This is a genomic window from Pedobacter rhizosphaerae, from assembly GCF_900111155.1.
In the GTDB taxonomy this organism is placed as follows: domain Bacteria; phylum Bacteroidota; class Bacteroidia; order Sphingobacteriales; family Sphingobacteriaceae; genus Pedobacter; species Pedobacter rhizosphaerae.
The window spans coordinates 170,137-194,845 of record NZ_FOGG01000003.1; the positions used below are offsets into that span (position 1 = coordinate 170,137).

Here is a 24,709-nt window from a genome sequence, read left to right on the forward strand (position 1 = left end):
GCAGTTATGCCTGTCCGGGTGGTGGATTAAAGTCTACAGGTTGCTTTACCACCTGACCATTGTTGAATTGATATCCAAAGGGGTCAACATTATCATTCCCCTCTCCCTTGGGGTTATCTCCGTATTCGTTTGGCCCATAATCTCCGGGAGCAAAAAGCATCACAAAACCATAAAAAGGGATAAGCATCCACCAACCTGAATTGCCCCGATCATGACAACGCTTTACACCCTGGGCAATGAATATAAACAGAGGAAGTAGTATCAAAACATTGATGGCTTCTGAGCCGGCAATTTCACTTGTTGCTGTGATCGCGAACAAAGAAATCAAATAAAAAATATAAGTTAAGGCATACTCGGTGCGACGGATTCTACCGTAAAACGAAAAAATGTCTTTAAACATGAGCGTTATGTTTGGTTTGGTGATTTGAAAGTACAGGCAATTTGGCTCATTAACAAATCCAAACACAAAGCTTTTCCAACAACAAATATTAATTTAGACTCCAGAAGCAATACGGTTTCAATCCGATGCAATTTTCGGTCTTTAGGCCTTATTATCATCAACCTGAATAGATTTCAAGATAGCCATAACATCATCTTCTGCGTAGCCATTCTTTACTCCATCGGCATATGCCTGATACATGGCCTGAGTTAAAGGAAAACTAGCCCCTTCCTCTATAGCCAAACGTACATCTTTCTCCATTAACTTAAGTGCAAAAGCGGGTTGATAATCATCGTTAATAATTAAAGGTGTTTTCGAACGGGTAAGTCCACCGCCTAAGGCTCCTTCATTAATAATATCCAGCATGTCTGTTCGCGAGATCCCGTTCTGCTCTGCAAAGAGTACCGTTTCCGCCAGCCCTAAGTACATGAGTGCCACCAAATAATTAATGGCCAGCTTAGCCTTACTTCCCATGCCTATATCACCTAAAAGTAGCGCTTTCTTCCCAAGCACTTCAAATAAAGGCTTGGCCATTTCGAAATCTGCTGCTGCACCACTGCATAAAATAATGAGTTGTCCATCTGCGGCGGGCTTTGTACTTCCAGATACCGGCGCACTTAAAAAGCTTGCTCCAGCTGTTTTCACCATATTCGAAAGTTCGATAGCAGTATCGGGTTTAATTGTACTCATGTCGATAAATAATTTCCCTGCTGCATTGGCCAGTAATCCTGCATCCTGATAAACGGATTTTACAGCCTGATCATCTGAAAGCATGGTAAAAATAATATCAGCATCTTTCACTAGTGATGAAACAGAAGATGCGACCTGAGCACCTGCTTCGGCCAATGCCTGACTTTTATCTACACTGCGATTATATACCTGTAAGGCAAAACCTGCATTTACGATTCTCTTAGCCATCGGGTTACCCATATTGCCTAAACCAATCCAGCCGATTTGTAATTGTTGCTTTTCCATAGTTAAACTTATTTCATTGATATTTTGATGCGCTAAAATTAGTAAAAGCGCTTGTATACTGTATGTATTTTTTAATAGGCGAAAATATTTTTAACCACCTAAGATGCCTAAGGAATCTAAGTTTTGCACAGAAGCCACCATACATTTTACCGCAAAGGGCGCGAAGTTTTTACGCAAAGTAATGTAGATTAACCACAGAGAGAAGGAGATTTACACAGAGAATGCTGAGCTAACCATTGGTTTGTTAGCCGGTGGTCCATTCAAATGTTCATTGCTTCAATTTATTCCCTATTTCCCATTCCCCATTCCCTATTCCCTTTTTTCCGTGCCTTCAGTGTTTCCGTGGCTAAGATTCTAACCGCACCGTGCCCCGTAACCCACAACACGTAACCCGCAACATTTTTACCACCAAGGGCGCAAAGTTCTTACGCAAAGCATCGAAAATCCAGCTCCCCTACTTTTCAAGGAGGGGGTGTGCGGGAAACGTGCGCAGACGGGGGTGGTTATTTTTCAATCGAAAACAATACCTGCGCCACGAACAACGGAATCTAGTAATCTAGATTAACCACGGAGAGAAAGAGATTTACACAGAGAACGCTGAGCTAACCATTGGTTCGTTAACCGTTGGTTCATTCAAACGTTCATTGGATTACTTCGATTTATTCCCTATTCCCTATTCCCTATTCCCTATTTCCCATTCCCCATTCCCTATTTTCAGTGTTTCCGTGGCTAAGATTCTAACCGCATCTTCCCCGTAACCCACAACACGTAACCCGCAACATTTTTACCGCAAAGCATCGAAAATCCAGCTCCCCTACTTTTCAAGGAGGGGGTGTGCGGGAAACTTGCGCAGACGGGGGTGGTTGTTTAAACAATACCTGCGCCACGAACCAAAGGACCTAAAGTAATCTAGATTAACCACAGAGAGAAGGAGATTTACACAGAGAACGCTGAGCTAACCATTGGTTTGTTAGCCGTTGGTTCATTCAAATGTTCATTGCTTCAATTTATTCCCTATTTCCCATTCCCTATTCCCCATTTTTCAGTGTTTCCGTGGCCAAGATTCTAAACGCACCATGCCCCGTAACCCACAACACCTAACCCGCAACACAAAAAAAAACCGCTAACCTTTACAGCTAGCGGCCAAATAAACAATTGGGATGATTGCTATTATTTCTTAGGTTTTGAGCTCATATAAAAGGTAATCTTTCCACCATTTGTAATATCAGAATGCTTGATCATGTGGTTTGTAATTTCCTTACCATTTAACAAGACTTTTTCTATATAAACGTTTTTATTACTTTGTTTTAGTGCCTCAACCGTAAAAGTTTTGCCATTCTCTAAATGAATTACAGCATTGTTTACCAAAGGACTTCCCAACGAATAAACATCAGAACCCGGAGCTACAGGATAAAATCCCATGGCAGAGAACATATACCAGGCACTCATCTGACCGCAGTCATCATTACCACCCAGTCCGTCTGCTGTAGGTTTGTATTGCATGTTTAAAATGTGACGAACTTGCGCCTGGGTTTTCCAGGGCTGATCTGCCCAGTTGTACAAATAAGCAATGTGATGTGCCGGCTCATTACCATGAACATATCCACCAATAATGCCCTCACGGGTAATATCCTCAGTATGGGCGAAAAACTCATCAGGCAAATGCATGGTAAATAAAGTATCTAAACGGGAAGCAAACTTTTTCTTCCCACCCATAATCTCAATTAAAGATGCCGGATCTTGAGGAACAAAGAAACTGTAATTCCAGCTGTTCCCCTCAATAAAGCCTTGTCCTTCGGTATCTTTTGAATCAAATTTCTCTTTAAACTTGCCATTAGCCAATTTCGGACGCATAAAACCTATCGAAGAATCATAATTGTTTTTCCAGTTGTTAGAACGTTTGATAAATTCATTGTAAATATCCGTACGGTTTAATTTCTTAGCCAGTTGTGCAATAGCCCAGTCATCATAAGAATATTCTAAATTATTGGATACAGAGATACCACTCTTTTCTGCCGGGATATATCCCAAAGCCATGTAAGGACCAATTCCCTCATAGTCGCGGTGCTTAGCCGTAGTTACACAAGCATCTAAAGCTTTATTTGGATCGCCCGTGTAAGTACCTTTTATAATGGCATCTGCAATAACCGAAACACTGTGATAGCCACTCATACACCAGTTATCGTTGGCATAATGCGACCAGATGGGCAGCATTTTTAAACTGCTTTGATCATAATGTGCCAGCATAGAGGCCACCATATCATTACTTCTGCCGGGCTGCATAATATTAAAGAATGGATGCAATGCACGATAAGTATCCCATAATGAGAAAGTTGTATAATTGGTAAAACCTTCTGCCTTATGCACATCCTGATCTAAACCTTTATACTCTCCGTTTACATCAGTGTAAGTAGTGGGGTTTATAAAAGCATGGTAAAGTGCGGTATAAAAATTAATTTTATTGTCGTTAGAAGTAGTAACCTGAATTTTATTCAGTTCTTTATTCCAGCTGGCCTGTGCCTGTGCCTTTACTTTCTCAAAATCCCATCCCGAAATTTCTGCACGCATGTTTTGCAGGGCATTTTCCTGACTAACCGGCGATAAGGCAAATTTAATTTTGATCTTCTCTCCTTCTTGCGTATCAAAATCAAAGTACATCTTTAACTTCTTGCCTGCAATTTCCGGGAAGTTCTGATCCTGATTAAACTTACCCCAAAAACCTCTGTAAGCCTGTTTCGCATCGTAACTCTTTCTGCCATAACTTTTAAATGGCTTAGAAAAACTCATGGCAAAATAAACCGTTCTGGTTCTGGCCCATCCATGGGTTTGGCGATAGCCGGTAATCAGCGTATCATTCACTACACGAACATAGGTCCAAACGTTTTTTTCATCATAATTGTAAATTCCCGCCATTAAATCCAAAATGATATGCGATTGGTCTGACTTGGGGAAAGTGTATTGATGCATACCTACTCTGGTGGTTGCTGTAAGCTCTGCTAAGATATTGTCATCATCCAGTTTTACCTTATAATAACCCGCTTCAGCCACTTCATTGGCATGAGAAAAAGCCGAGCGGTACCCACTCTTAGTATCGCTTGCCGTTCCCGGATTAAGTTGGAGCTTACCTTGTGTAGGCATAATGAGGAAATCTCCTAAATCAGAATGCCCTGTACCACTGAAATGTGTATGACTGAAACCTGTAATGGTTTTATCTTCGTATTTATAACCGGCACAATATTTATATACATCGCCATTGTATTTACCGTTTACCTCATAAGATAAGGTATCGGTTTCAGGGCTTAACTGTACAGCACCAAACGGAACGGTAGCACCGGGATAAGTGTGGCCCATCTTCTCCGTACCTATAATCGGTTTAACATACTGCACCAGTTGCTGCTGCGCACAAGCCATAAAAGCAGACAGCAAAAGACAAGGCAGGATCATTTTTTTAATCATATTCATTTAAAATTTAGCGTAATATTTGAAGTTTCTAAAGGTAGAAATTAAAATACAAATCTTCGAATAAAGCACGACTAAAACGTTTAATTAATAGAAAAAACACAGTTGACTTTAAGCTTTGGTCAACATAGCAGTATAATCTTGGGTATGTGTTGTATATGATGAGTGTAAGTTGTTGTTGTAAAAAGGAGTTTTAGTAAAAATTTAAAAGATAGAACCACTTTAAATGTGTGATAGGGAAAAGATGCTGAAATAAATTCAGCAGGACGATTAATGAGATGTGTCCTGGCTGAGGCGACAAACTTTAAATTGTTTTTACCATATAAGCCATCTAAGAAAAATATAAGCCCAGCTCTGTACTTTGCGGGGTTGTGGGTTACGTGTTCCGAGTTATGGGTCGAAACGCCTAATTAACTTAAACGTTGCAGCTTATTTTGAACCATATGAGACATGTAAGAAAAATATAAGCCCAGCTCTGCGTTCTCTGTGCCTCTCTTGGTGTTCTCCGGTTGAAACAGTTGTAAGTTGTACGTTTTAAGTTATAAGTTTGGGTGTGTGAACTAACGTATCACCATATTAGGAATCTTGAATTGCACAGCTTATTTTGAACCATATGAGCCATGTAAGAAAAAATAAGCCCAGCTCTGTACTTTGCGGGGTTGTGGGTTACGTGTTCCGAGTTATGGGTCGAAACGCCTAATTAACTTAAACTTTGCAACTAATTTTGAACCATATGAGAATGTAAGAAAAATATAAGCCCAGCTCTGCATTCTCTGTGCCTTATCTTGGTGTTCTCCGTGGTTAAATGTGTTGCGGGTTATGTGTTGTAGGTTAGGGGGCTAGATGCCTATCCACCTCACATACTATTTTGCAGCCTTACTTTGCGTTCTCTGTGCCTTATCTTGGTGTTCTCCGTGGTTAAATGTGTTGCGGGTTATGTGTTGTAAGTTACGGGACTAGATGCCTATCCACCTCACATACTATTTTGCAGCCTTACTTTGCGTTCTTTGTGTTAAAAAAAACCTACAATCGAAAATGCTTTTTACAAGTTACTGACCCTACCAGACTGAATTAAAACAAATAAACCTTATTTTTGCATTTCTATATTTTTAAAATGAGTAAACACGGTAGAATTCTGGTAGCCATGAGTGGCGGGGTTGATAGCTCTGTAGCAGCTGTAATGCTGCATGAGCAAGGTTATGAGGTTATTGGCTTAACCATGAAGACCTGGGATTATGCCAGTGCAGGCGGAAGTAGTAAGGAAACCGGATGTTGCTCATTAGATAGTATTAATGATGCCCGTACCCTGGCTGTTAATTATGGCTTTCCGCACTATATTTTAGATATTCGTGATGAATTTGGCGATTATGTAATCGATAATTTCGTTGATGAATACCTTGCGGGAAGAACACCTAACCCATGTGTTTTATGCAATACCCATATTAAATGGGAAGCTTTGTTAAAGCGTGCCAATAAACTGGATTGTGAATTTATCGCAACAGGACATTATGCCAATATCCGTCAACAAGATAGTGGCCGCTATGTGATTTCTAAAGGCAAGGACGAAAATAAAGATCAATCTTATGTGCTTTGGGGCGTTTCTCAGGAAAACCTTTCCAGAACCAAATTCCCTTTGGGTAGCTTTGCCAAATCTGAAATCAGACAAATGGCTTTAGATATGGGACAGGAAGAACTGGCCAAAAAATCTGAAAGCTATGAAATCTGTTTCGTACCTGACAATGACTACCGTGCCTTCCTAAAACATAAAGTAGAAGACCTGGAAGACAGAGTAGCAGGTGGAAACTTTATATTAAGCAATGGAATGGTTGTTGGCCAGCATAAAGGTTATCCTTTTTACACCATTGGGCAACGTAAGGGTTTGGGTATAGCGTTTGGCGAGCCCATGTTTGTTACGCAGATTTTACCAGAAAGCAATACCGTTGTTTTAGGGAGAGCAGACGAGTTAGAGCGTCGTGAAGCTATGGTTAGAAATATTAACCTGGTTAAATACGCCAGCATTGAAGAACCGATGAATGATGTAATTACCAAAATCCGTTATAAAGATGCAGGTATGTTAAGCACCATCGTTCAGGAAAAAGATAAAATGCGTGTTGTTTTTGATCATGCAGTATCTGCTATTGCACCAGGCCAATCGGCTGTTTTTTATGAAGGCAATGACTTATTGGGTGGTGGCTTTCTAGTTTAAGCATTATCCATATTTTCTATAAAATAAAAAGAGAGACTAACTAGGCCTCTCTTTTTTTGTTTTGAATCTAAATCGTCCCGTTGATTTAATTCTTAAGCAAATATCCATTACTTTCTTCAGCCAGTCAATACCGAGTGATTGGTAATTTTCAAATATACAGCGAAGTAATAATTTTAATATTTAAGCTAAGGTAAAATAACGGTATACGTCCCGTTATTTATGCAATTATTCTGCCTTAAGTAGCTTTTGAGCCCTAAACAGATTGTCTGCGGCTTGTAGTATTTTAAGTCTGAGTTTAGGGTTATAGTCAGGATTAGCCGCTAAAAAGGTTTGGACAATTTCTGCCGCTTCGGCACTTTGATAATTACCAAAAGTTGCTTGTAGCCAGTTTTGCGGAAAAAAGATATCCCCCGTACGTTGAATTTCTGCCAATAAATCTAAACTCTTAACCAGGTATTTCAGCGATGTACTTTGTCTTAAAGAATGATGAAGGTAAGTAAGGGCAGTTGTTACATTGGCTTCCTTCTCCCTATTGGATTTTAAAGCTAAGCTATTGAAAAACTCATCCCTAACAGCGGCCTTTTCCGAAACTGCCGGCATGATAAATTTGAACCTGCTCTTACGATCAGGATTGGTAATTCTATCCAGCTGTTTATTTAAAATATCCGGGTATTTATTCTCCCTTAGGGAAAGTGAAAAGGCTAAACTGGTATAATCATCCTCTGTAAGTTTAACGCCAGCAGGTGCCTGCTGTTTACACCAAACGGTATAAAGGGTATCCATGGCACCATGAGAAATGAAAATATCCTGATAGGTTTTGAATAGAATCTTTTTGTTATTGGCTAATTTTTGTTTTTTCATTGCAGCCCATACCGCTTGCTCTAAACGGCTACTCCATACCTTCCGTTCTTCGGCAGTTATAAATTCCCAATAAATGGAACTGATATAGCCATTAATCAATCGAAGGTTTAATTCCTCCTGTTCCCTTTCTAAACCATTCATTAAAAGGTTAAGTAAAAAAACAGGCTTTACTGCTCTACCATTTAACATATTCTCGTACAAAGTGATATAAGCAGATGCCCTACTCACTGGATTTTTGATGGTGTAAACCTGCTTAGGCATTTCAGGGTCTACCGGCCATAAGCCATATCCTTGTCCGGCTGAATTGAACAACACAAACAAGGGTTTATCAGCACCTTTCAATGCTTCAACTGTCACACTAGCGGCGTTCATATTAACTGTAATATTTTTCACCGTGTCTGGATAAAAGAGCGTAAGATCGAAAAATTGTGGCCAAATCCCCCTGGTATTATATTCTGCCTCCTGGCGGATGGAAAACTTCTTAATTTTATCCTGGTTATACTTGATTTCATAGTTTATAATAGGTCTGCCCGTTTCATCTACCCATACCTTATTCCATTTTTTTAAATTTGCATCGGTATAAAGATCCAGTACCTCAATCAATTCCGGCCAGGAAGCATTACCATTACTAAACTTTTTAAGGTATTCTCTAATGCCTTGCTGAAATTTCTCCTTACCCATTAACAATTCCAATTGACGCATCATGATTGGAGCTTTGTGATAAATGATATTTCCATACATGGAACCCGCATCTTGCAAATTGTCTAATTGTTGCCGTATAGGATTAGCGCCAGTGGTTCTATCCGTTGCATAAGCAGCAGGAAAATGATCAATGAGAAACTTAAGATCAAAATTACTATCGCTAGCCAGGCCTTCGTTACTTTTATCAGCCATAAAATTGGCAAACACTTCCTTCATCCACACATCGTTGAACCAGCTCATCGTTACCAGATCGCCGAACCACATATGGGCAGTTTCATGTGCAATAAGATTAGATCGGGCATTCAATTGATCCTTTGTAGCACTGGGATCTAAAAAAAGTGATGAAGCCTTGTATTGGATGGCACCTACATGCTCCATACCTCCAAATTGAAAATCCGGAATAGCCACAAATCCAAACTTTTGAAAAGGATAAGGGATCGCGGTCCAATTTTCAAAATACCGAAGCGAATGTTCATGGATTTTAAAGATTTCGGTCATGCTATTTTTAATCTTGGCCGTGTCTGTTTCCCGATATAAAAAATCACGCTGCATTCCCGCAATCTGACCGGTATGAAGATCAAACTTACCGGCAGCAAAAGAGAACAGATAGGTACTCAAAAGATCGGAAGTTTTAAAGGAGATCGTTTTCCTGTCCTGATTATTCAGGGTATTTTCTTCTTGAGCATTAGCTATCGCTTTCCAGCTATCTGGAATGGTAAGACTGAGTTTATAAGTGGCTTTCAGGTCTGGTTGGTCAAAGCAGGGAAATACCGTTCGGGCTCGGTCAGGTACAAATAAGGTGTACAGGTAATCGGCATTTCTATTCAGCGCCGCTTCTCCGGCCTCAAAAACCAACTGAATCTGATTGTCTCCTGCGATAAGCAGTGATTTATCAATAATAATATGCTCTTCCTTAAAAACAACCGCAGTACTTTTACCATTCACCTGGATCGTTTTAATTTTATCGCCGTTTTCCCTGAAATCGAGTTGCAGGTTATACTTATTGGAAAGTAATTTAAATGTAATCGATTCCGATGCCTGAATGGCTTTTTTTCGTTCCAGGGGAATATCCAGGCTTAACTGATAACTGATTTGACTGATTACCTTTTTTCGATACGTAGCTAATTCCCTGGAAACGCCTTTAACCACTTCTGGTTCTGCGGCCCTGAGCAATAAAAATGAAAATAAAAAAGCTGCCGTAAAGCAAAATCGGGTAATAAGTTTAGTCATGTTACAAACATATAAAATCACTGGGATTGAATGGCATGAATACCCCGAAATTAGTCATGAATGCCTCTTTTGTCACTTTAATTTTGCACGTATATTTAAACAATTATTGAATTAAAAGAATGGAAGGATGAAAGCATTAAACACGGTTCTAATTATAATCATATTCATATCAAACGCTATGTCGCAAACCAATGGTAAATATGCCACCGTAAATGGCTTAAAAATGTATTATGAAATTCATGGGAAAGGCTATCCTTTAGTCTTAATCCATGGAGGTGGATCAACTATCGAAACCACATTTGGAAGGGTTTTGCCAGATTTAGCCAAACAACACCAGGTTATTGCGGTAGAATTGCAGGCACATGGCCGTACTGCCGACATAGACCGAGCGTTGAGTTTTGACCACGATGCCAGTGATGTGGCTGCATTATTAAAGCAACTCGGCATTAGTAAAGCAGATATTTTTGGTTTTAGTAATGGTGCGAGTACAGCGCTTACTTTAGCCATAAAATATCCCGAGCTGGTTAATAAAATCATTGTTGCCTCTACTATGTACAAAAAATCTGGAGCTTACCCATGGCTTTGGGAAATGATGAAAACGCCCTCCTTTGATCAAATGCCTAAACAACTGAAAGAGGGCTTTCTGGCGGTAAATCCTGATGAAAATGCGCTTTTATCCAGCTATAAAAGAGATGTAACCAGGATGCAATCGTTTACGGATATGAATGAAGAAGATATTAAGGGGATAAAAGCCCCTACGCTGATTATTGCAGGAGATAAAGATGTTGTTACCCCGGAACACGCTGTAGAAATGTCGAGGCAAATACCTGATGCCAGGCTCTTGATCTGGCCAGGGGGGCACGGCGATTACATTGGGGAGATTACCACCGCAACAGCAAATGATGGTTATTACCCTGTACTTTCTGCTATTGAAGAGTTTCTGAAAGAAAAATAGTTCGAATTATACCAATAAAAAAGGAGTCAGGTAAGGGGCTCTACTCCCCTCCTAACTCCTTTCTCAATCTACACTTATAGTTTAAAACCTTAAGGTATTCAGCTTCTTATCTACGAGGATGCCTTCTTTTAATTTAAGTTCAAACTTCAGTTTACGTTTAGCTTTTAACTTTAACAGGAATAGGTCTTTCGTGCCTGTTAAGGCTTCCTTAGCGCCCAGATTAACAAAAGTTGGATATAAAACCTGCTCACCATTGGTATGTAAGCGATTATAAGTTAAGTTATCCATTTGTTTAGCACTCAAATTTACCACCCCTATAAACTCATAATCCTGCGCGTTATAAGGCAGTGCAAAGCTTAAGGCATTTACTGATTTTAGATCCAGCCCCTTCACTTTAACTTCGATAATTTCATCCTTGTTGTAAAGTGCTTTTGCCGTACTGATAGCTAGTTTCCCGGCTAACTGATCTATCTTAGCATTGTTTACACCACCATCTAGTTGCGTGGCGACTATAGAAATATCATAAGCATCAATTAAATTATTTTTATTGATATCGCCATTGCTGATATAACCTTCAAAATCTGCATCACCTTTTCTTAATCCGGTGTAATTGATGTAGGAGGTCAAATCATTTTTATCGATCAGATGATCGTTATTGATATCTCCCGGAAGATAGCTTTCTGTACCTGGAACTTTAAACACGTAAAGTTCACGTCCCGATCCAAAGCCACCTACCCCATCGGCTACAGCAATTTTAATGTAGCGTGCGGTTGGATGATTACTAAAGTTAAACACCTTAACTTCATCATTATTAGCCCATTCAAAGGCTCCGGCTTCCGTCCAGCTTTCTTTATTATTACTAAAAAATACCTTTCCTTTTAAGAGGATTCCATTTCCCCTTCCCGACCGAGGTAAATAAAGGAATTTATCCAACTGGTTAACCGACTTCAGATCCATAATCATATCAAAAGGAATAGATTTTACGCCCCATTTAGTATGCCACATATTTCCTTCATCATAATCGAAAAGCTTGTTAATTCCAGAACCTCCTTGATTTTCTGCTGTTGTTTCAGCTATAATTCCCTGAATCGCAAACTCCAGCGGATTAGATTTAGTTGTAGCCTTAATTTCCGTCCAATCTGAGTAACCATCCTTATTGGCTGCCCGTAATTTAAAGGAGTAAGCTGTTTCTGCCTGTAATCCATCAAATAATAAAGTGGTGTCTTTAATGGTGGTGTAATGCATTCCATTAAAATCAATTTCATAGAAATCTGCATTGGCTACTGGAGTCCAGCTTGGCTTTAAGGTATAAGCTTCTGTATTTTTATCTGTAATCCTGGCATTTGCTGGTGTAGTCAGGGCTCCTGAAGTGACGCGGTTCTTGTCGGCAGGCGCAAATTTAAAGCCATCAACAAGAAGTACTACTGCATTTTTTGTAATATCGGTAGCCGCTACTTTTACCAAAACCTGTGGGTTCTTGGTTATTACGACCTTTTCAAAAGCCTCTCCTTTGGTAGAAAAGCGATTTAAGTTCGGATTGGCATCGTAGAAATAAACATTTGTTCCATTTAAAAATGCTTCCACAGACGATACCTCTGTAAGTTTAATTTTGTCGTTCCCTGCTTTAACAGATAGCTTTTTCGGCTTCTCCGTTACATTCACCCTAAACTCAGTAGTCTTCTGCCTTACAAAACCCTCAAAATCTCCCTTTGCAGGTTGAATGGTAATTGTTACCTTATTCCCTGCTACTTCTGATTCAATGAGCGTAGAAACGCCTTTTCCCAATTTATAAGCTTCAGTTGTTCCATCATCATCATATTCCGTAAATGAAGTTTTTCCTGCAGGATAAAGTTCATAAATACGCTTTCCCTTATCAATCTCCGCGACGTTATTATTCGCTTTAGCCATCGGGATAATGGCACCATTTTTCACCAATACCGGCAACTTCCATACTGGTGCATCAAAACTATTCAAAATACTGTTTCCGGCATATTGCGCTCCGGTAAAGTAATCTATCCAATTTCCATCGGGAAGATAAATTCCATTGCGGATATCATTGCCTTTTTCATCCAGTCTAGTGGGCTGATAAATTGGAGCCACCAGGAAATAAGGGCCATACATAAATTGGTATTGCGTTGACGTACCCTGGGTATAGTTATTTGGGTACTCCAAAAACATCGCCCTGATTATGGGCAAGCCAGTTAAAGCCTCTTTAGCAATACTATAGGTATAAGGGAGCAACTCCGACTTAAGTTTTAAATAGTTTCGGTTAATGGAGGTAAAAGGCTCACCCAAGGCATGTGGATATTTCTCATTCGCTCCCCAGCCATCCATATTCAACTCCATCGGTGTAAAGGTTTTCCATTGAAAATCTCTGGTATTGATGGTGGTGTTTTTTCCTCCAAAAATGCCGTCCATATCCGAAGTAATGTTTGGCTGACCAGATAAACCAGCACCTAAATAAGTGGGGATGTGGAAACGGATATATTCCCAAACCCCGCCGGTTTGATCTCCTGACCAAATACCTGCATAACGTTGTGTGCCCGCCCAACCATCTAAGGAGATAATAAAAGGTCTGGCGTTATTGCCATAATAAGGCATAATTTGGCCTACATCGGCTACCCCATTAAGTCCGAATGAATATCCGGCACCTACCCAGGCCACGTCGGTTTTCAGTACACGTACACCTGCATCTCTAACTTCCTTAATGATGTCTCTTTGCAAAAGCGCAGTCACTTCGGATTTAGGATGAAGATCTGATTGTGTCCAAAGACCTATCTCTACTCCATTCTTTCTGGCGTAATCGCCAAGACTTTTAAGGTTTTGAATATTGCCATCTAATGTTTCTGTTTGGCCATAACCTGCTCCATAGCCGTCATTTGGAAGCAGCCATCCAAAAGGCATATCGTTCTTTTTGTATCGATCGATAACCGCCCGTGCAGAAAACTGATAGTTATTTTTTTCACCATTGAGTGATTCTTTTACCCCACCATTGTCTTTTTGTGCTTCTTTATAGCGCTTACCATCTTCAAATAATGTTCCCTTATCATCTTCCTTCCAAAAATCGCGGTTGTAAGCATTTAAATGACCTTGATAAAACCCGAATTTGGGTAACAGGACCGGGTTTCCTGTGAGCTGATAAAAATCGTTCAGTAATGCCACTGCACCATTGCCAACCATGATAAAGGCATCCAGATAACCCGTATCATGCGACAATTTTACGGCACCTTTTTCCTCAGCACCAAAGTCATAGTTTCCTTTTTTAAAAGTATTCCACAAGATGGCATAACCATTGGTCGACCAAAAATAAGGCGTTGGGGATGCCACACCTCCATCGGTCCAGCTGTTTTGGTTTTCTATCGCAATCACTTTGCCTTTATGCGAGAAACGACCATTCTGTACGCCACCGCCATAAAAGTATTCTGCTGCATTTTCCTTAAAGGTTAAGCTTACCTTATCCTTTTCAAATTGAACAGGTGCTATTTCTTCCAGTACAACTGCTTTCGTAGCCAGATTAGTTACTTTTAATAAAGTCGAATTTTTATCGAGCTGAACAATAATTTTATCACTGCTAATGGTGATGACATTGTTTTGATCTTCAATTTGAAGTTTGAGAACAGGCCTTCTCGGATTTTCAACCAAAATTTTAGCTGCTGGTGTCGCCTCAGGATCTCTGATAAAACCACCATGATTATCCTGAAATAGCCGGAAAATATTCCCAGCATAAAAATCGAATGCTAACCTTTGCTGGTTGGAGAACAATACTTCTATTGTTGTTTCATTGATCTTTTTTGCACTGATAATTTTCAATGCATGCTGCTGAACTGGAGTAACCCATTTCGTTTTGGAGGCCAACCCAATAGCTGATGGTTCGGCGTTTAAGGGTAATGCCGTGGCTAATAAAATCGCATTTTGGGACATAAAAAGCCCAAATCTCTTCTTCATAGTTTATATTTAATAGTCAAATACTGATAAATAGCGAGATCATTTGCAGTCGGATGAGTGCAAGGAGATTTAGTTAGTGGCAGCGAATATAGAAATTAGAACAGAGAAATGGTAAACAAGTATGTAAAGAAGATATGATAAATGGCTTCCTCTTGCATTAATAATTGAGATTTTACAGCGCTGTGCAACAAAAATGATTGAAATATCTGAATATAGGCATGGAAGAGAAAAAAAGGGGTGAAGAAAATAAAATACTTTCTTCACCCCTTTTAACATATTTATTGCCTTTCACATAATCAACTATAAAAGTTATGTTCAATAAATCTATTTTAACATTGTTTCTGGCAGTGGGATTATGTGCCTGCAGCCCCTTTAAAACACCTCAATTTAGAATGCCGCCAACGCTTGATGTTGAAGTATTAAAATGGGAAGGCAGTAATCCTACTATTCGAACCAAGGCTGTATGTTACAATCAAAGCAGCATGGGATTTACTTTTAAAGGAGGGGAAGCAACGATTTATCTGGACACGTTAAAACTTGGAACAGCGCAAATAGATACTACGTTTTTTGTACCGGCACATTCCGTGTTCAAAGTTCCGGCTTACCTGAAAATAGACATGCCTTATCTTTCTACTCATGGCTTAAAGCTTGATGGTACTGTTGTTTCCATTACCGGGAAATTTAAAGGAAGCGTTGGTGTTGTTAACAAAACACTCGATATCAGCTACAAGGGTAAGCACGACATCAATTTGATTATGAAACCTTTTTAGGTTTCATAATCGCCTATCCAAAAAGTTGAGCGGAAAACTTCAGGGGCTTCCCGCTCACATATATAGCTATCCTCTAACTTGATGTTGCCCGTATTACGTTAGGAAACACTGATTTCTTTTATTTTTCTGCTTTTATCTCTCCGAATAATTCTACAAGTTTGTTAGTCAGATGAGTGCCTCTAAGATTTTTGGCTATGATCTTTCCATCAGGCCCAATCAGGAAACTGCAAGGTATGGCCTGTACAAGATACTGTTGGGCTACATCATTTTGTCCTCCTTTAAGATCTGAAACGTTGGTCCAGGTCAATCCGTCATCTGCAATAGCTTTTAACCATGCTGCTTTTTGCCCTGGATGGTCTAGTGAAACACCCAATACAGTAAAGTTTTTGTCCTTATATCGTTCGTACATGTGCTTTACCCAAGGATTCTCCGCTCTGCATGGACCGCACCAGGAAGCCCAAAAATCCAGCAGAACATACTTTCCTTTAAAATCAGACAACTTTACCGGTTTACCGTCTACATCATTTTGAGTAAAATCTGGTGCCTGTTGACCTATAGCAAACACCTTTGCCACCTTTATTTGTTGCTGTAGCGGTTTGCCCATCTCACTTTCCCTTAGGCGAGCAGATAATCCATTGAAAATACGTTCAGAAGCTGATGGGTCAGCAGATTTAAATACAAATTGCTTAAACAAAATTAAACTGGCAAAGGAATTTGGGTTGTTTCGGATAAAATCCATTGGTACGTTATCCAGTTCGACCTGAAACTGCTCCATTCCTTTCTGGAAAGGTCGAACAAAAACCTCATCTTTCTTTTGCTCAAGGCTAGCTGCGTGATATGGCTCCATAAAAACCTTTACTTTAGCCAGTATTGCCTTTTGTGCCGAAGTATATTTAGACATACCATCCGCCACCTCAGTGCCGCTTACCACTGCAGACTGAAGTGAATCATTCTGAGATACGATGCTAATTACCCCAGGTTCAACTGCAAAGTTTAGCATATCGGTTTTAGTACGCATACCGGGCTTTGGTTTTGGCCCCTCTTTTTTAAACTTTAGGAATGCTGCAACAGGCTCAGCAATTTGACCTTTAAAGCTGAAAATTCCATCTTTCATCTCCGTCGAATCTATTGTGGTTTTGCCATTTACGGTATAGTAGAGCATTACCTTGGCGGGTGCATTTTGTATTTTTATCTTTCCATTTATGGTAAAATTTTGCTGCGCAAAGCTTGCAAATGGCGCTAATAATAACAGTAATAAAATTCTTTTCATGGTTGTTTGGGTTTTGATATAAACAATAGGCGAACTGCAAGTAAAAAAGGGTGAAGAAATAATATCCTTCACCCTTTTTTATAGCTAATAATTGTAGTCTGATCTGGTGGCAAGCATCTCTACTTATCAAGGATTGACTTGATTAGAATATCCATTTCATCATTCATTCCACCAATAACACGCATGAGTATTTTTCCATTTTGATCTAACAATAATTTGGTTGGATAGCTCGTAATGGCATAATCTTTTACGATATCCTGATTATCCTCTCCTTCTTTATTAAGCACCTGCACCCAATTGACATCGTCTTTTTTAATAGCACCCAGCCAGCCCACTCTGGCTTTTTCGGGATCTTTTGTTTTTTCGTTGGCTACCGCAACAATTTCCAGGCCTTTAGCTTTGTACCTACTATACAGCTCTTTCAAATGAGGATGTGTTAGCCTGCATGGAATACACCAGGTTCCCCAGAAATCGAGAATAACCAGTTTACCTTTATAATCACTTAGTTTGACTGTTTTGCCAAACTGATCTATCCGTTTAAAATCAACAGCCAGCGTTCCTACAGGTGTGGCATTACCTTTTTCTAAACGAGCTTTAATTTTTTCTGCGATACTTGTTGCTTTTAACTGATCAGAAAGTGCATTAAATGCCGCAGCATAGCTTTCAGTAGAATACATGATTTCCATCTCATTTAACAGGTAAAGACTCAGAAACGAGTTCGGATGGCTGGCAATAAATGCTTTTTTCATTTTCTGCTTCTGTTTATACATCGGTGTTCCTCTGGTATTAATCAGCCTATTAATCGCTAAACTGTCTTCAGGAAATTTAAGCATTCCCAATTCATTTGAAAGTGCTGATTCACCTATATCTGTATTCAACTGGTTATCAACATCATTGAAATCTTCTTTAAAGCCAACTTCGCTCAATTGTTCCTTTTTTAATGCCGTTAATATATTGGTTTCTACAAGATCAGACAGTTTCCCCATAACCCCAGCTTTTTCTTCTGCTGGCAAAACCTTGTCTTTTTTTATTTTAGCAAGCACATCAAGCGATAAAATTTTTCCGTCAGGGCCAATTAAATAATGTGTTGGCAGTATACTTACACTGTATAAGTCAGTAGCTTTAGTAGTGCCCTCATTAGGAAGATCTATCAATTGTGTCCATGAAAGCTGATCTTCTTCAATGGCTTTTAACCAGGGTGCCTTGCTCCGATCGGCAGAAATACCCACGATTTCAAATTTACCTGTCGATTTTAGGGCATCATACAATGCTTTTAATCCAGGATTTGCTGCCCTACATGGCTTGCAATAGCTGGCCCAGAAATCAAGCAAGACGTATTTTCCTTTAAAGTCTGATAGCTTTCTGATCTTTCCTTTTGAATCTGAGAGTGAAAAATCTGGCGCAACCTTTCCAGGAAATACAGATAAAAAGTGTTGTATTTCTAATCCAAATGCTTTAGCCGCTGTGCTTTGCTTAAGTGATGGCGACAATTTGGCGTAGCTATCAGCTACCCATTGGTTTTTGGGCGAAAAGCTCATGAGCCAGTCTAAACTTACCTTCGAGGTTGGATAACGCGCTACAAACGCAGTTACCAGTTTAGGTTCTTGCTGATACACAGATCCTTTTATATTTTTTATAAGCCTTAACTTTTCCTGGTTTTGTGCATTCAATGTACCACCAGTGATCTTGGCTTTGGCTACAGAATCGCTCCCTATCACTCGCACCGGTGTGGCCTCTAAGTAAACCGATTGCATATCCAACACACCAGTATCTGCATACTTACCTGTTCTACTGAGCACCAAAATAGCCGACTTAGGCCCTTTAAATAAACCTGAAAACTTGAAGGTACCAGCAGTTAAACGACAAGAGTCTTTAACAAAAGTATTTCCCTGGTCATAAACCAGATACATTTTAGCCTTTGACGGAACGCCAGATATCACACCTGTGATCTTATATTTTTGCTGGCAAATTCCCATAAAGGGAATCGCCAGCATCAATAAACTAACTAACTTTTTCATAGGAGCTGTTATTTATTTTGTGAAACAGATTGAAGATCTAATCCGTATTTTTCTTTATAGTAATTGATAATGGAATTGTACTTAAACCGGAACCTGCCTGTAGGGTCGTTGGTAGTTGTAAACACAGTTTGCTCCCATTCTTGCGGGGTTTGCAAAGCGATGTTGTAAAGGTAGTCTACCAAATCGCCATAAATATTCTGACTCCCGTTAGGTACCGTGAAAACCCCGTATGTTCTTCTATTTGCAGCAGTAACCACATTATAGCTGGTAGCAGCCACAAAAGCAGGTGGCATCGGGATCTTGCCGTATGCCGAAGCTTGTCGCCAAAATTCACGGTTCAGTTCTGCTTTCATTGTTTTCAACTGCGCTTCGGTAAGGGTACTTAATGTGCTACCTGCCCTACCAAATGCAAAATGACTCGAGGTACTCACCGCATTGATGTAATTATCTAAAACCGTCCCATTCGTACTCACAGACCTGATTCTTGAACTCAGGATAATTTTATAAGGCAAAGCTTTTTTCAAGAAATCCGTTGGATACAACTTGATCAGATACTTATCCAAAGCAGCGAGTGCAGGCTCAATATAGTTTTCATCACCCTGCTCGGCTACAAAAGAGATATTAGTATTGAAGTTCCACCTGAAATCTTTATCAGTAAATTTATACAGTATGTAAGTTCCGTAAGTATTGTAAAAATCTACAATGGTTTTATCATAGGGATGATTACCCTGTGGTAAGGTGTACAATGGAGGGATTTCCGCTGCTGGTGTCAGTTCTTCTTTTCCACAACCTCCAAAAAGCAGCAGGGATAAAAAAGAATAAATTAATATTTTCAGTTTCATAAATTGCTAATTATTGTCCCTGCCGCACGGCAGGTAAAGGGTTAGGTACTAATTTGGGGTTCAGATTTAAAATAGACATTGGAATCTGCAGCAAGTAAGCAGGGTCTCTTTCTTTAAGCGTGTAGGTAACCGACTGCGCATTATTCGGATAAAACACGTGCTTAATTTCTGGCATACCCGAGCGGCGAAGATCAAACCAACGGTGTGCTTCCTCATCAAAAAATTCCCTGCGTTTTTCAAGCGCACATTTTTGCAATAGGTCGTCTGCCCCTGTACTTGTCAAATCCTGATAGGATGCAGTAGTGAACCTTTTTTTACGAAGAGTGTTTAAATCGTTGAGTGCTAACTGTCCGTTGTTCGACTGTCCGAGTTTATTCAGTTGGGCATAAGCTTCAGCGCGGTTCAATAGTGCTTCAGATACACGAAATGCCTGCCCCACCTTTGCTAACCCTGATGCAATAGTGCGTTTAATAGATCTTTTATTGGCAATGTAAACAGTAGTTCTTAAATCGCCGGGTTCGAAGATAGATAGCAGTCCATCAGATAATCGATAATTCGTATCTTCTCCAGATCTTGGTATAACACTTACATCTCCATGTCCCCATATTGTTTCTATATTTTGGAGTTCGACAATTGGTTTTGTGTTTTGATTTACGGCACCCCAGCTACTGAGATCCATTAAAGTAGATTTTCTGTTGAGCACGTTGGTGGCCGCCTCAATAGCCTTCGGCCAATTCCCCATATTCAGGTATACCCTCGAAGCCAGCAAATAACCGCCTACATGACTGATCCTAAAGAGATTATTGTTTTTCCCACTTCTCTCTAGTAACAGAATACCCTTTTCCAGATCACTTAAGATCTGTGTGTAAACTTCTGCTACTGTATTACGGGGTTTTCCTTCTAAAGACAAGTTTCCATCCAACATAATAGGCACTGCCAAATCCTGTTCCGGATTAGACAACCGATCCGTATAGGGCTTACCAAAATAATTAACCAGCATAAAATAATGGTAGGCTCGCAACAAGTAAGCCTGTCCCTCTACATTTTCTATTTCAGCTGTTGTTCCAGACACTTTGCCCGAATATTGGAGAACCAAATTACAGGCCATAATTTGTGGATAGCGTGATGCCCATGCATTTGCACCTGGTATATCATCAGCAACTACTCTCCCCTCGGGCTGCCAGGTATAAGATCCAAATCTGGCTGAATTGGCATCAGAAAGTAAAAACCCGTCCTGAGTTATATCATCGTCTATCAATCTCAGAGAACGCTCTACTGCAATACCGGAAGCCACGTATGCGTTCCCAACAAGCAGTTGGTTCAAATCTTCGGCGTTTCTGGGAATAATATCGGTTTGCGATTGTTCCTCTAAAAACTTTTTGCAGGAAGCAAATGAAAGAATGGCGATTATAAGTGATAAAATTAGGATATGTCGTTTCATCTGTTATCTATTAAAAAGTTACATTTAAGCCTAAACCCAACATTTTGCTAATGGGCAGTGCGGTACTTCCTGCGCCATCAATTTCGGGGTCTTGGCCATTCAATCTCTTGTCAGCAATCACAAATAAATTGGAGGCAGATGCAGAAAGAGATACCTGTTTAACATGAAGCTTTTTGCTTAGTCTATCAGCTAAACGATAAGCGAAATCTATATTATTACAACGTAAAAAACTCCCTGATACCAAATTGACATCCGAGTTGGTGTACATCACATAGCGGCTTAAAGACCCTGATGTAGAACTAAAAGCATAGCCCTCCATTCCATCCTCTGTATTTCTTGGAAAAGATGGAATATTGGTAAATGCCTCATCACCAGGTTTACGCCAGCGCTGGGCTAAAACAGCAGGTAAATTTTGTTCAGGCATCGGAATATTCACCGAAGATGAATTATACGCGCCATTCTTAAATCTTACCGACCCTAATTTGTAACTAAAATTTGCGCCCAATGAAAAAGCCTTATAACGGAGATTGGTATTTAAACCTCCACTAATTTTAGCGTCTCTGGTGCCTAGGGGCTTAAGAAAGTTTAAAAGTGAAGTGGAAGCAAGTCTGTTGGCATCATCAACTCCTTCAAATACCGGCATACCATTTTTTGGATTTAAACCCTTAAATACAAATCCATAGATAGTTCCGATTGAAGCACCTTCAATAAATGCAGTTCCGTTGAAATAATCGTACACTGTTATCTGGATGTTTCTCACTGTTCCCTGTAATAATTTATTGAAGTTTTTGGCTCCATTCATGTTTACAGACCAACCTATATCTTTTTTATTAATGAGATTGAGTCCTAACTGAGCCTCGTAGCCTTCGTTTTTGATATTACCTCCGTTAATGAGCATGCGTTGTACCCCATACTCAGAAGGAATAGTTCGGGAAACAATAGCATCAGTAGTCATTTTCCGGTAGTAGGCCAAATTAAAGTTAACCATAGAGTGCAGTAAAACACCACCTAATTCTACGTTAACACTTCTGGTTTTCTCCCACCTTAAATCAGGATAGGGATAGGATTTGATTTTTAAAAAATATTCGTTGGCAGCGGCACTAAAAGCTGAACTTCCATCATTTACTGTGACCACCAATTCTGGTCCAACGCTGGTAATTACATTACCTTGAAAACCATAAGAGGTTTTTACATAAAGATCATTAACAATCTTGTTTTCTTTTAACCACTCTTCTGAACCGATATTCCATCTGCCCGCTAAACTCCAAACCGGTAAAAAACGTTGATTAGCATATTGCCCAAAACGATTAGAAGCGTCAACCCTTATATTTCCGTTTAAAATGTATTTCCCCGCATAGCTATAAGTAGCCATACCAAAGCCAGACAGGGCATTCGCTACCGAGTTTACTTTTTTCGGATTGAGCAATGGAATGGAGTTTGCCGTTACTGCGAATACTTCGCCCCTGTTTCTAAAGTAACCCGGAATCAGATTACTGAAAGACTGATTATGTACAGACCTTAATTCCTGTCCTGCAACTACGTTAAGCAAGTGGTTTTCACCGAAAATAGTGCGGTTAAAATCGAGCATATTGCGAAGCGTGTAGTTATACATTGTGGAGTTTGAAGGCAGTAAAATTCCTCCGTGTGGCAACAAACTTGTCAGCTCAGCCTCGCTTCCTGGAGCAACAGTACCGAAATCGTACCCTCTGTAGTTAGACACATAAGTAGTTAACTCTGTGGCATATTGCTCGCTAGCCTGCGTATTCACCGCACCACCAGCCATGGAAACAAACCTGAGTCCGCGCGTAATTAAATAGTTAAGATCAATTGTTGCGTTTACCTTGGTGTCTTTTGTTTGATTGCCAGTCTGTTGCAATTCATTAATCATATTGAAACCGATTGGCGAGCCGAGTATTCCGGGAAGAACCTCTTGTGTAGTGGGGTAAGTTAAAGATGCCGAAATGGCCCGGCTGGTTTTTAGCGCATAATCTAATGGATTCTGACCAAAATAACCCGTAGATGTTCTATAACTTCCATTCAAAAGCATCCCTAATTTTAACTTTCTGCCTAAGTCTGCGTTTAATCGCATAGAGGCCGCACCTTCACTGTAATTATCTAATTTGGCCGTTCCTTTGGCACCGTTATAAGAAAGTGAAGTGTAATAGCTTACTTTATCTGTACCGCCAGAAAAACTTAAGTGTTGGGAGTTGTTGAAGCTATTGCGGAACAATATATCAAACCAATCAGTGTTCATTTCCGATAATCTGCTTACTTCTTGCTGAAATTCGCTTTCAGTAATCTTTTTATTAACCAGATCCTGAAAGGCTCCTTCATATCCCATTTTTATGGGCATACTTCGGTACAAGTAACCATCTTCATACATTTCACGCGAGAATTGTACGCGTTGCTGAGAATTCATTAATTGCAACTGGCTATATTTTGGCCTTAATGATAAACCATAGTTACTGCTGTAGGCTACTTGCAGATTACCTTCTTTGCCTTTTTTAGTAGTAATTACAATAACTCCATTAGCCGCTCTCGTTCCATAAATTGCGGTAGCGGATGCATCTTTTAAAAAAGTAATACTCTCTACGTCGTTAACATTCAAGCCCGAAATGCTGTTTCCCGTCAGACTTCCTGTAGCATTAATCCCGTCTTTCATTAATATCAAATCCCTTGCTGAAGGTTCAATTCCAAGCAGGTTTTCCGGATTAAGCTCATTTGGGTTTTCCCTGATCACCCCATCAACTACAATGATTGGGTTGGCGTTACCAACTAAGGTAGAGGTACCACGCATACGCATGGTTGGAATTGCATTCGGACTTCCAGAAGTTTTAACTACTGAAAGTCCTGCAACCTTTCCCTGCAACATACTTACAATGTTAGTAGATCCAGGTTCATTCACCTGGTCGCCAGATAAAGTTACTGTAGAACTTGCAGAAATACGTCTGTTTACTTCCTGGTATCCCGTAACCACCACTTCCTGCATTTCAACCAGTTCGGGAATCAGGTTTATCCGCATAACCTCACCAGTAATTGCAGGAAGCGTTTTTTTCTTAAATCCTACATAAGAAAAAGTAAGGTTAGTAATATTGTCAAGAGCTATGCTAAATCGACCGTTTTCATCAGTAAGGGTATTGTTGGGGCGGCCTGTAACATTTACCGTTACTCCCACTAAGGGAAATCCTTTTTCATCTTGTACCAGGCCTTTTATAGCATCGAGTCTCACGTCTTGCTCATCTTCTTTTGGTGCAATAATAAGTACGCCATCATTAACAACGAAAGTAAGCGATGAACTTTTCAACAGCCTTCTCATTACCGCCTTAAGTGGCTCATCTTTAGCGTAGAAGGGCATCCTCACAGAGTTTCTTCGCAGTAATTCCTGATTGTAAACAATCTTTAAATCTGTCTGTTTTTTGAGTAATAAGATGATTTCCTCAAGGGAACCGTTCTTCACATTAATCGTTACCTTATCATCTTTTTGTTGGGCAATTGCCGGAGGATGAAAGGCGAAAAACATTACACCACAAATGATGATGATTTTCCGATAAAAATTAGTCATATGTTTGGGTTAGTAGTTGATGGTTGTTCAATAA

13 protein-coding genes are annotated in these 24,709 nt (G+C 39.8%); 3 read left to right on the forward strand and 10 right to left on the reverse strand.

What is annotated here, in order from left to right:
- Positions 1–4: 4 nt before the first annotated feature.
- The 3 genes from BMX11_RS03495 to BMX11_RS03505 form a co-directional block, all read right to left on the reverse strand.
- Positions 5–400, reverse strand: a complete 396-nt coding sequence (locus BMX11_RS03495; RefSeq protein WP_090881672.1) for a DUF805 domain-containing protein — start codon at positions 398–400, stop codon at positions 5–7.
- Between the two features lie 141 nt (positions 401–541).
- On the reverse strand, positions 542–1,414 hold the full coding sequence (locus tag BMX11_RS03500; RefSeq protein ID WP_090881483.1) for an NAD(P)-dependent oxidoreductase: 873 nt from the start codon (positions 1,412–1,414) through the stop codon (positions 542–544).
- A 1,170-nt stretch (positions 1,415–2,584) separates the two neighbouring features.
- Positions 2,585–4,876: a GH92 family glycosyl hydrolase gene (locus BMX11_RS03505; protein WP_090881484.1), complete on the reverse strand. Its 2,292-nt coding sequence runs from the start codon at positions 4,874–4,876 to the stop codon at positions 2,585–2,587.
- A gap of 1,111 nt (positions 4,877–5,987) precedes the next feature.
- Between BMX11_RS03505 and mnmA the strand changes: the two genes are divergently transcribed.
- Entirely contained in the window at positions 5,988–7,079 is a 1,092-nt protein-coding gene (gene mnmA / locus BMX11_RS03510; RefSeq protein WP_090881486.1) for a tRNA 2-thiouridine(34) synthase MnmA, read from the forward strand.
- Between the two features lie 225 nt (positions 7,080–7,304).
- On the opposite strand, the gene BMX11_RS03515 is transcribed toward mnmA, so the two are convergent.
- The gene (locus BMX11_RS03515; protein WP_090881488.1) at positions 7,305–9,872 is read right to left on the reverse strand and encodes a M1 family metallopeptidase; all 2,568 of its coding nucleotides are present in this window, start codon (positions 9,870–9,872) and stop codon (positions 7,305–7,307) included.
- Between the two features lie 127 nt (positions 9,873–9,999).
- Between BMX11_RS03515 and BMX11_RS03520 the strand changes: the two genes are divergently transcribed.
- Complete coding sequence (locus tag BMX11_RS03520) at positions 10,000–10,827, forward strand: alpha/beta fold hydrolase (protein ID WP_090881491.1); 828 nt, start codon at positions 10,000–10,002, stop codon at positions 10,825–10,827.
- A gap of 81 nt (positions 10,828–10,908) precedes the next feature.
- On the opposite strand, the gene BMX11_RS03525 is transcribed toward BMX11_RS03520, so the two are convergent.
- A complete protein-coding gene (locus BMX11_RS03525) occupies positions 10,909–14,772 on the reverse strand; it encodes a TIM-barrel domain-containing protein (protein WP_090881493.1) in 3,864 nt (1,287 codons plus the stop codon).
- 311 nt (positions 14,773–15,083) lie between these two features.
- On the opposite strand from BMX11_RS03525, the gene BMX11_RS03530 reads away from it, so the two are divergent.
- Complete coding sequence (locus BMX11_RS03530; RefSeq protein ID WP_090881495.1) at positions 15,084–15,542, forward strand: LEA type 2 family protein; 459 nt, start codon at positions 15,084–15,086, stop codon at positions 15,540–15,542.
- 118 nt (positions 15,543–15,660) lie between these two features.
- Here the strand turns inward: BMX11_RS03530 and BMX11_RS03535 are convergent, their stop codons facing one another.
- From BMX11_RS03535 to BMX11_RS03555, 5 genes are all read right to left on the reverse strand, one after another.
- Positions 15,661–16,812: an AhpC/TSA family protein gene (locus BMX11_RS03535; protein WP_139180121.1), complete on the reverse strand. Its 1,152-nt coding sequence runs from the start codon at positions 16,810–16,812 to the stop codon at positions 15,661–15,663.
- A gap of 119 nt (positions 16,813–16,931) precedes the next feature.
- Positions 16,932–18,830 (reverse strand): TlpA disulfide reductase family protein, encoded by a 1,899-nt coding sequence (locus BMX11_RS03540; protein ID WP_090881499.1) that lies wholly within the window; start codon positions 18,828–18,830, stop codon positions 16,932–16,934.
- A gap of 8 nt (positions 18,831–18,838) precedes the next feature.
- Positions 18,839–19,672, reverse strand: coding sequence for a hypothetical protein (locus BMX11_RS03545; RefSeq protein ID WP_090881501.1), 834 nt, complete (start codon positions 19,670–19,672; stop codon positions 18,839–18,841).
- A 10-nt stretch (positions 19,673–19,682) separates the two neighbouring features.
- Positions 19,683–21,113, reverse strand: a complete 1,431-nt coding sequence (locus BMX11_RS03550; protein ID WP_090881504.1) for a RagB/SusD family nutrient uptake outer membrane protein — start codon at positions 21,111–21,113, stop codon at positions 19,683–19,685.
- A gap of 10 nt (positions 21,114–21,123) precedes the next feature.
- Positions 21,124–24,675 carry a SusC/RagA family TonB-linked outer membrane protein gene (locus BMX11_RS03555; RefSeq protein WP_090881506.1) on the reverse strand — a complete coding sequence of 1,184 codons (3,552 nt, stop codon included), beginning with the start codon at positions 24,673–24,675 and terminating at the stop codon, positions 21,124–21,126.
- Positions 24,676–24,709: the final 34 nt, after the last annotated feature.

Excerpts from the sequence above, each read along its gene's own strand:
- BMX11_RS03495 (WP_090881672.1), bottom strand. The coding sequence starts at position 400 with ATGTTTAAAGACATTTTTTCGTTTTACGGTAGAATCCGTCGCACCGAG.
- BMX11_RS03500 (WP_090881483.1), bottom strand. The coding sequence starts at position 1,414 with ATGGAAAAGCAACAATTACAAATCGGCTGGATTGGTTTAGGCAATATG.
- BMX11_RS03505 (WP_090881484.1), bottom strand. The coding sequence starts at position 4,876 with ATGAATATGATTAAAAAAATGATCCTGCCTTGTCTTTTGCTGTCTGCT.
- mnmA (WP_090881486.1), top strand. The coding sequence starts at position 5,988 with ATGAGTAAACACGGTAGAATTCTGGTAGCCATGAGTGGCGGGGTTGAT.
- BMX11_RS03515 (WP_090881488.1), bottom strand. The coding sequence starts at position 9,872 with ATGACTAAACTTATTACCCGATTTTGCTTTACGGCAGCTTTTTTATTT.
- BMX11_RS03520 (WP_090881491.1), top strand. The coding sequence starts at position 10,000 with ATGAAAGCATTAAACACGGTTCTAATTATAATCATATTCATATCAAAC.
- BMX11_RS03525 (WP_090881493.1), bottom strand. The coding sequence starts at position 14,772 with ATGAAGAAGAGATTTGGGCTTTTTATGTCCCAAAATGCGATTTTATTA.
- BMX11_RS03530 (WP_090881495.1), top strand. The coding sequence starts at position 15,084 with ATGTTCAATAAATCTATTTTAACATTGTTTCTGGCAGTGGGATTATGT.
- BMX11_RS03535 (WP_139180121.1), bottom strand. The coding sequence starts at position 16,812 with ATGAAAAGAATTTTATTACTGTTATTATTAGCGCCATTTGCAAGCTTT.
- BMX11_RS03540 (WP_090881499.1), bottom strand. The coding sequence starts at position 18,830 with ATGAAAAAGTTAGTTAGTTTATTGATGCTGGCGATTCCCTTTATGGGA.
- BMX11_RS03545 (WP_090881501.1), bottom strand. The coding sequence starts at position 19,672 with ATGAAACTGAAAATATTAATTTATTCTTTTTTATCCCTGCTGCTTTTT.
- BMX11_RS03550 (WP_090881504.1), bottom strand. The coding sequence starts at position 21,113 with ATGAAACGACATATCCTAATTTTATCACTTATAATCGCCATTCTTTCA.
- BMX11_RS03555 (WP_090881506.1), bottom strand. The coding sequence starts at position 24,675 with ATGACTAATTTTTATCGGAAAATCATCATCATTTGTGGTGTAATGTTT.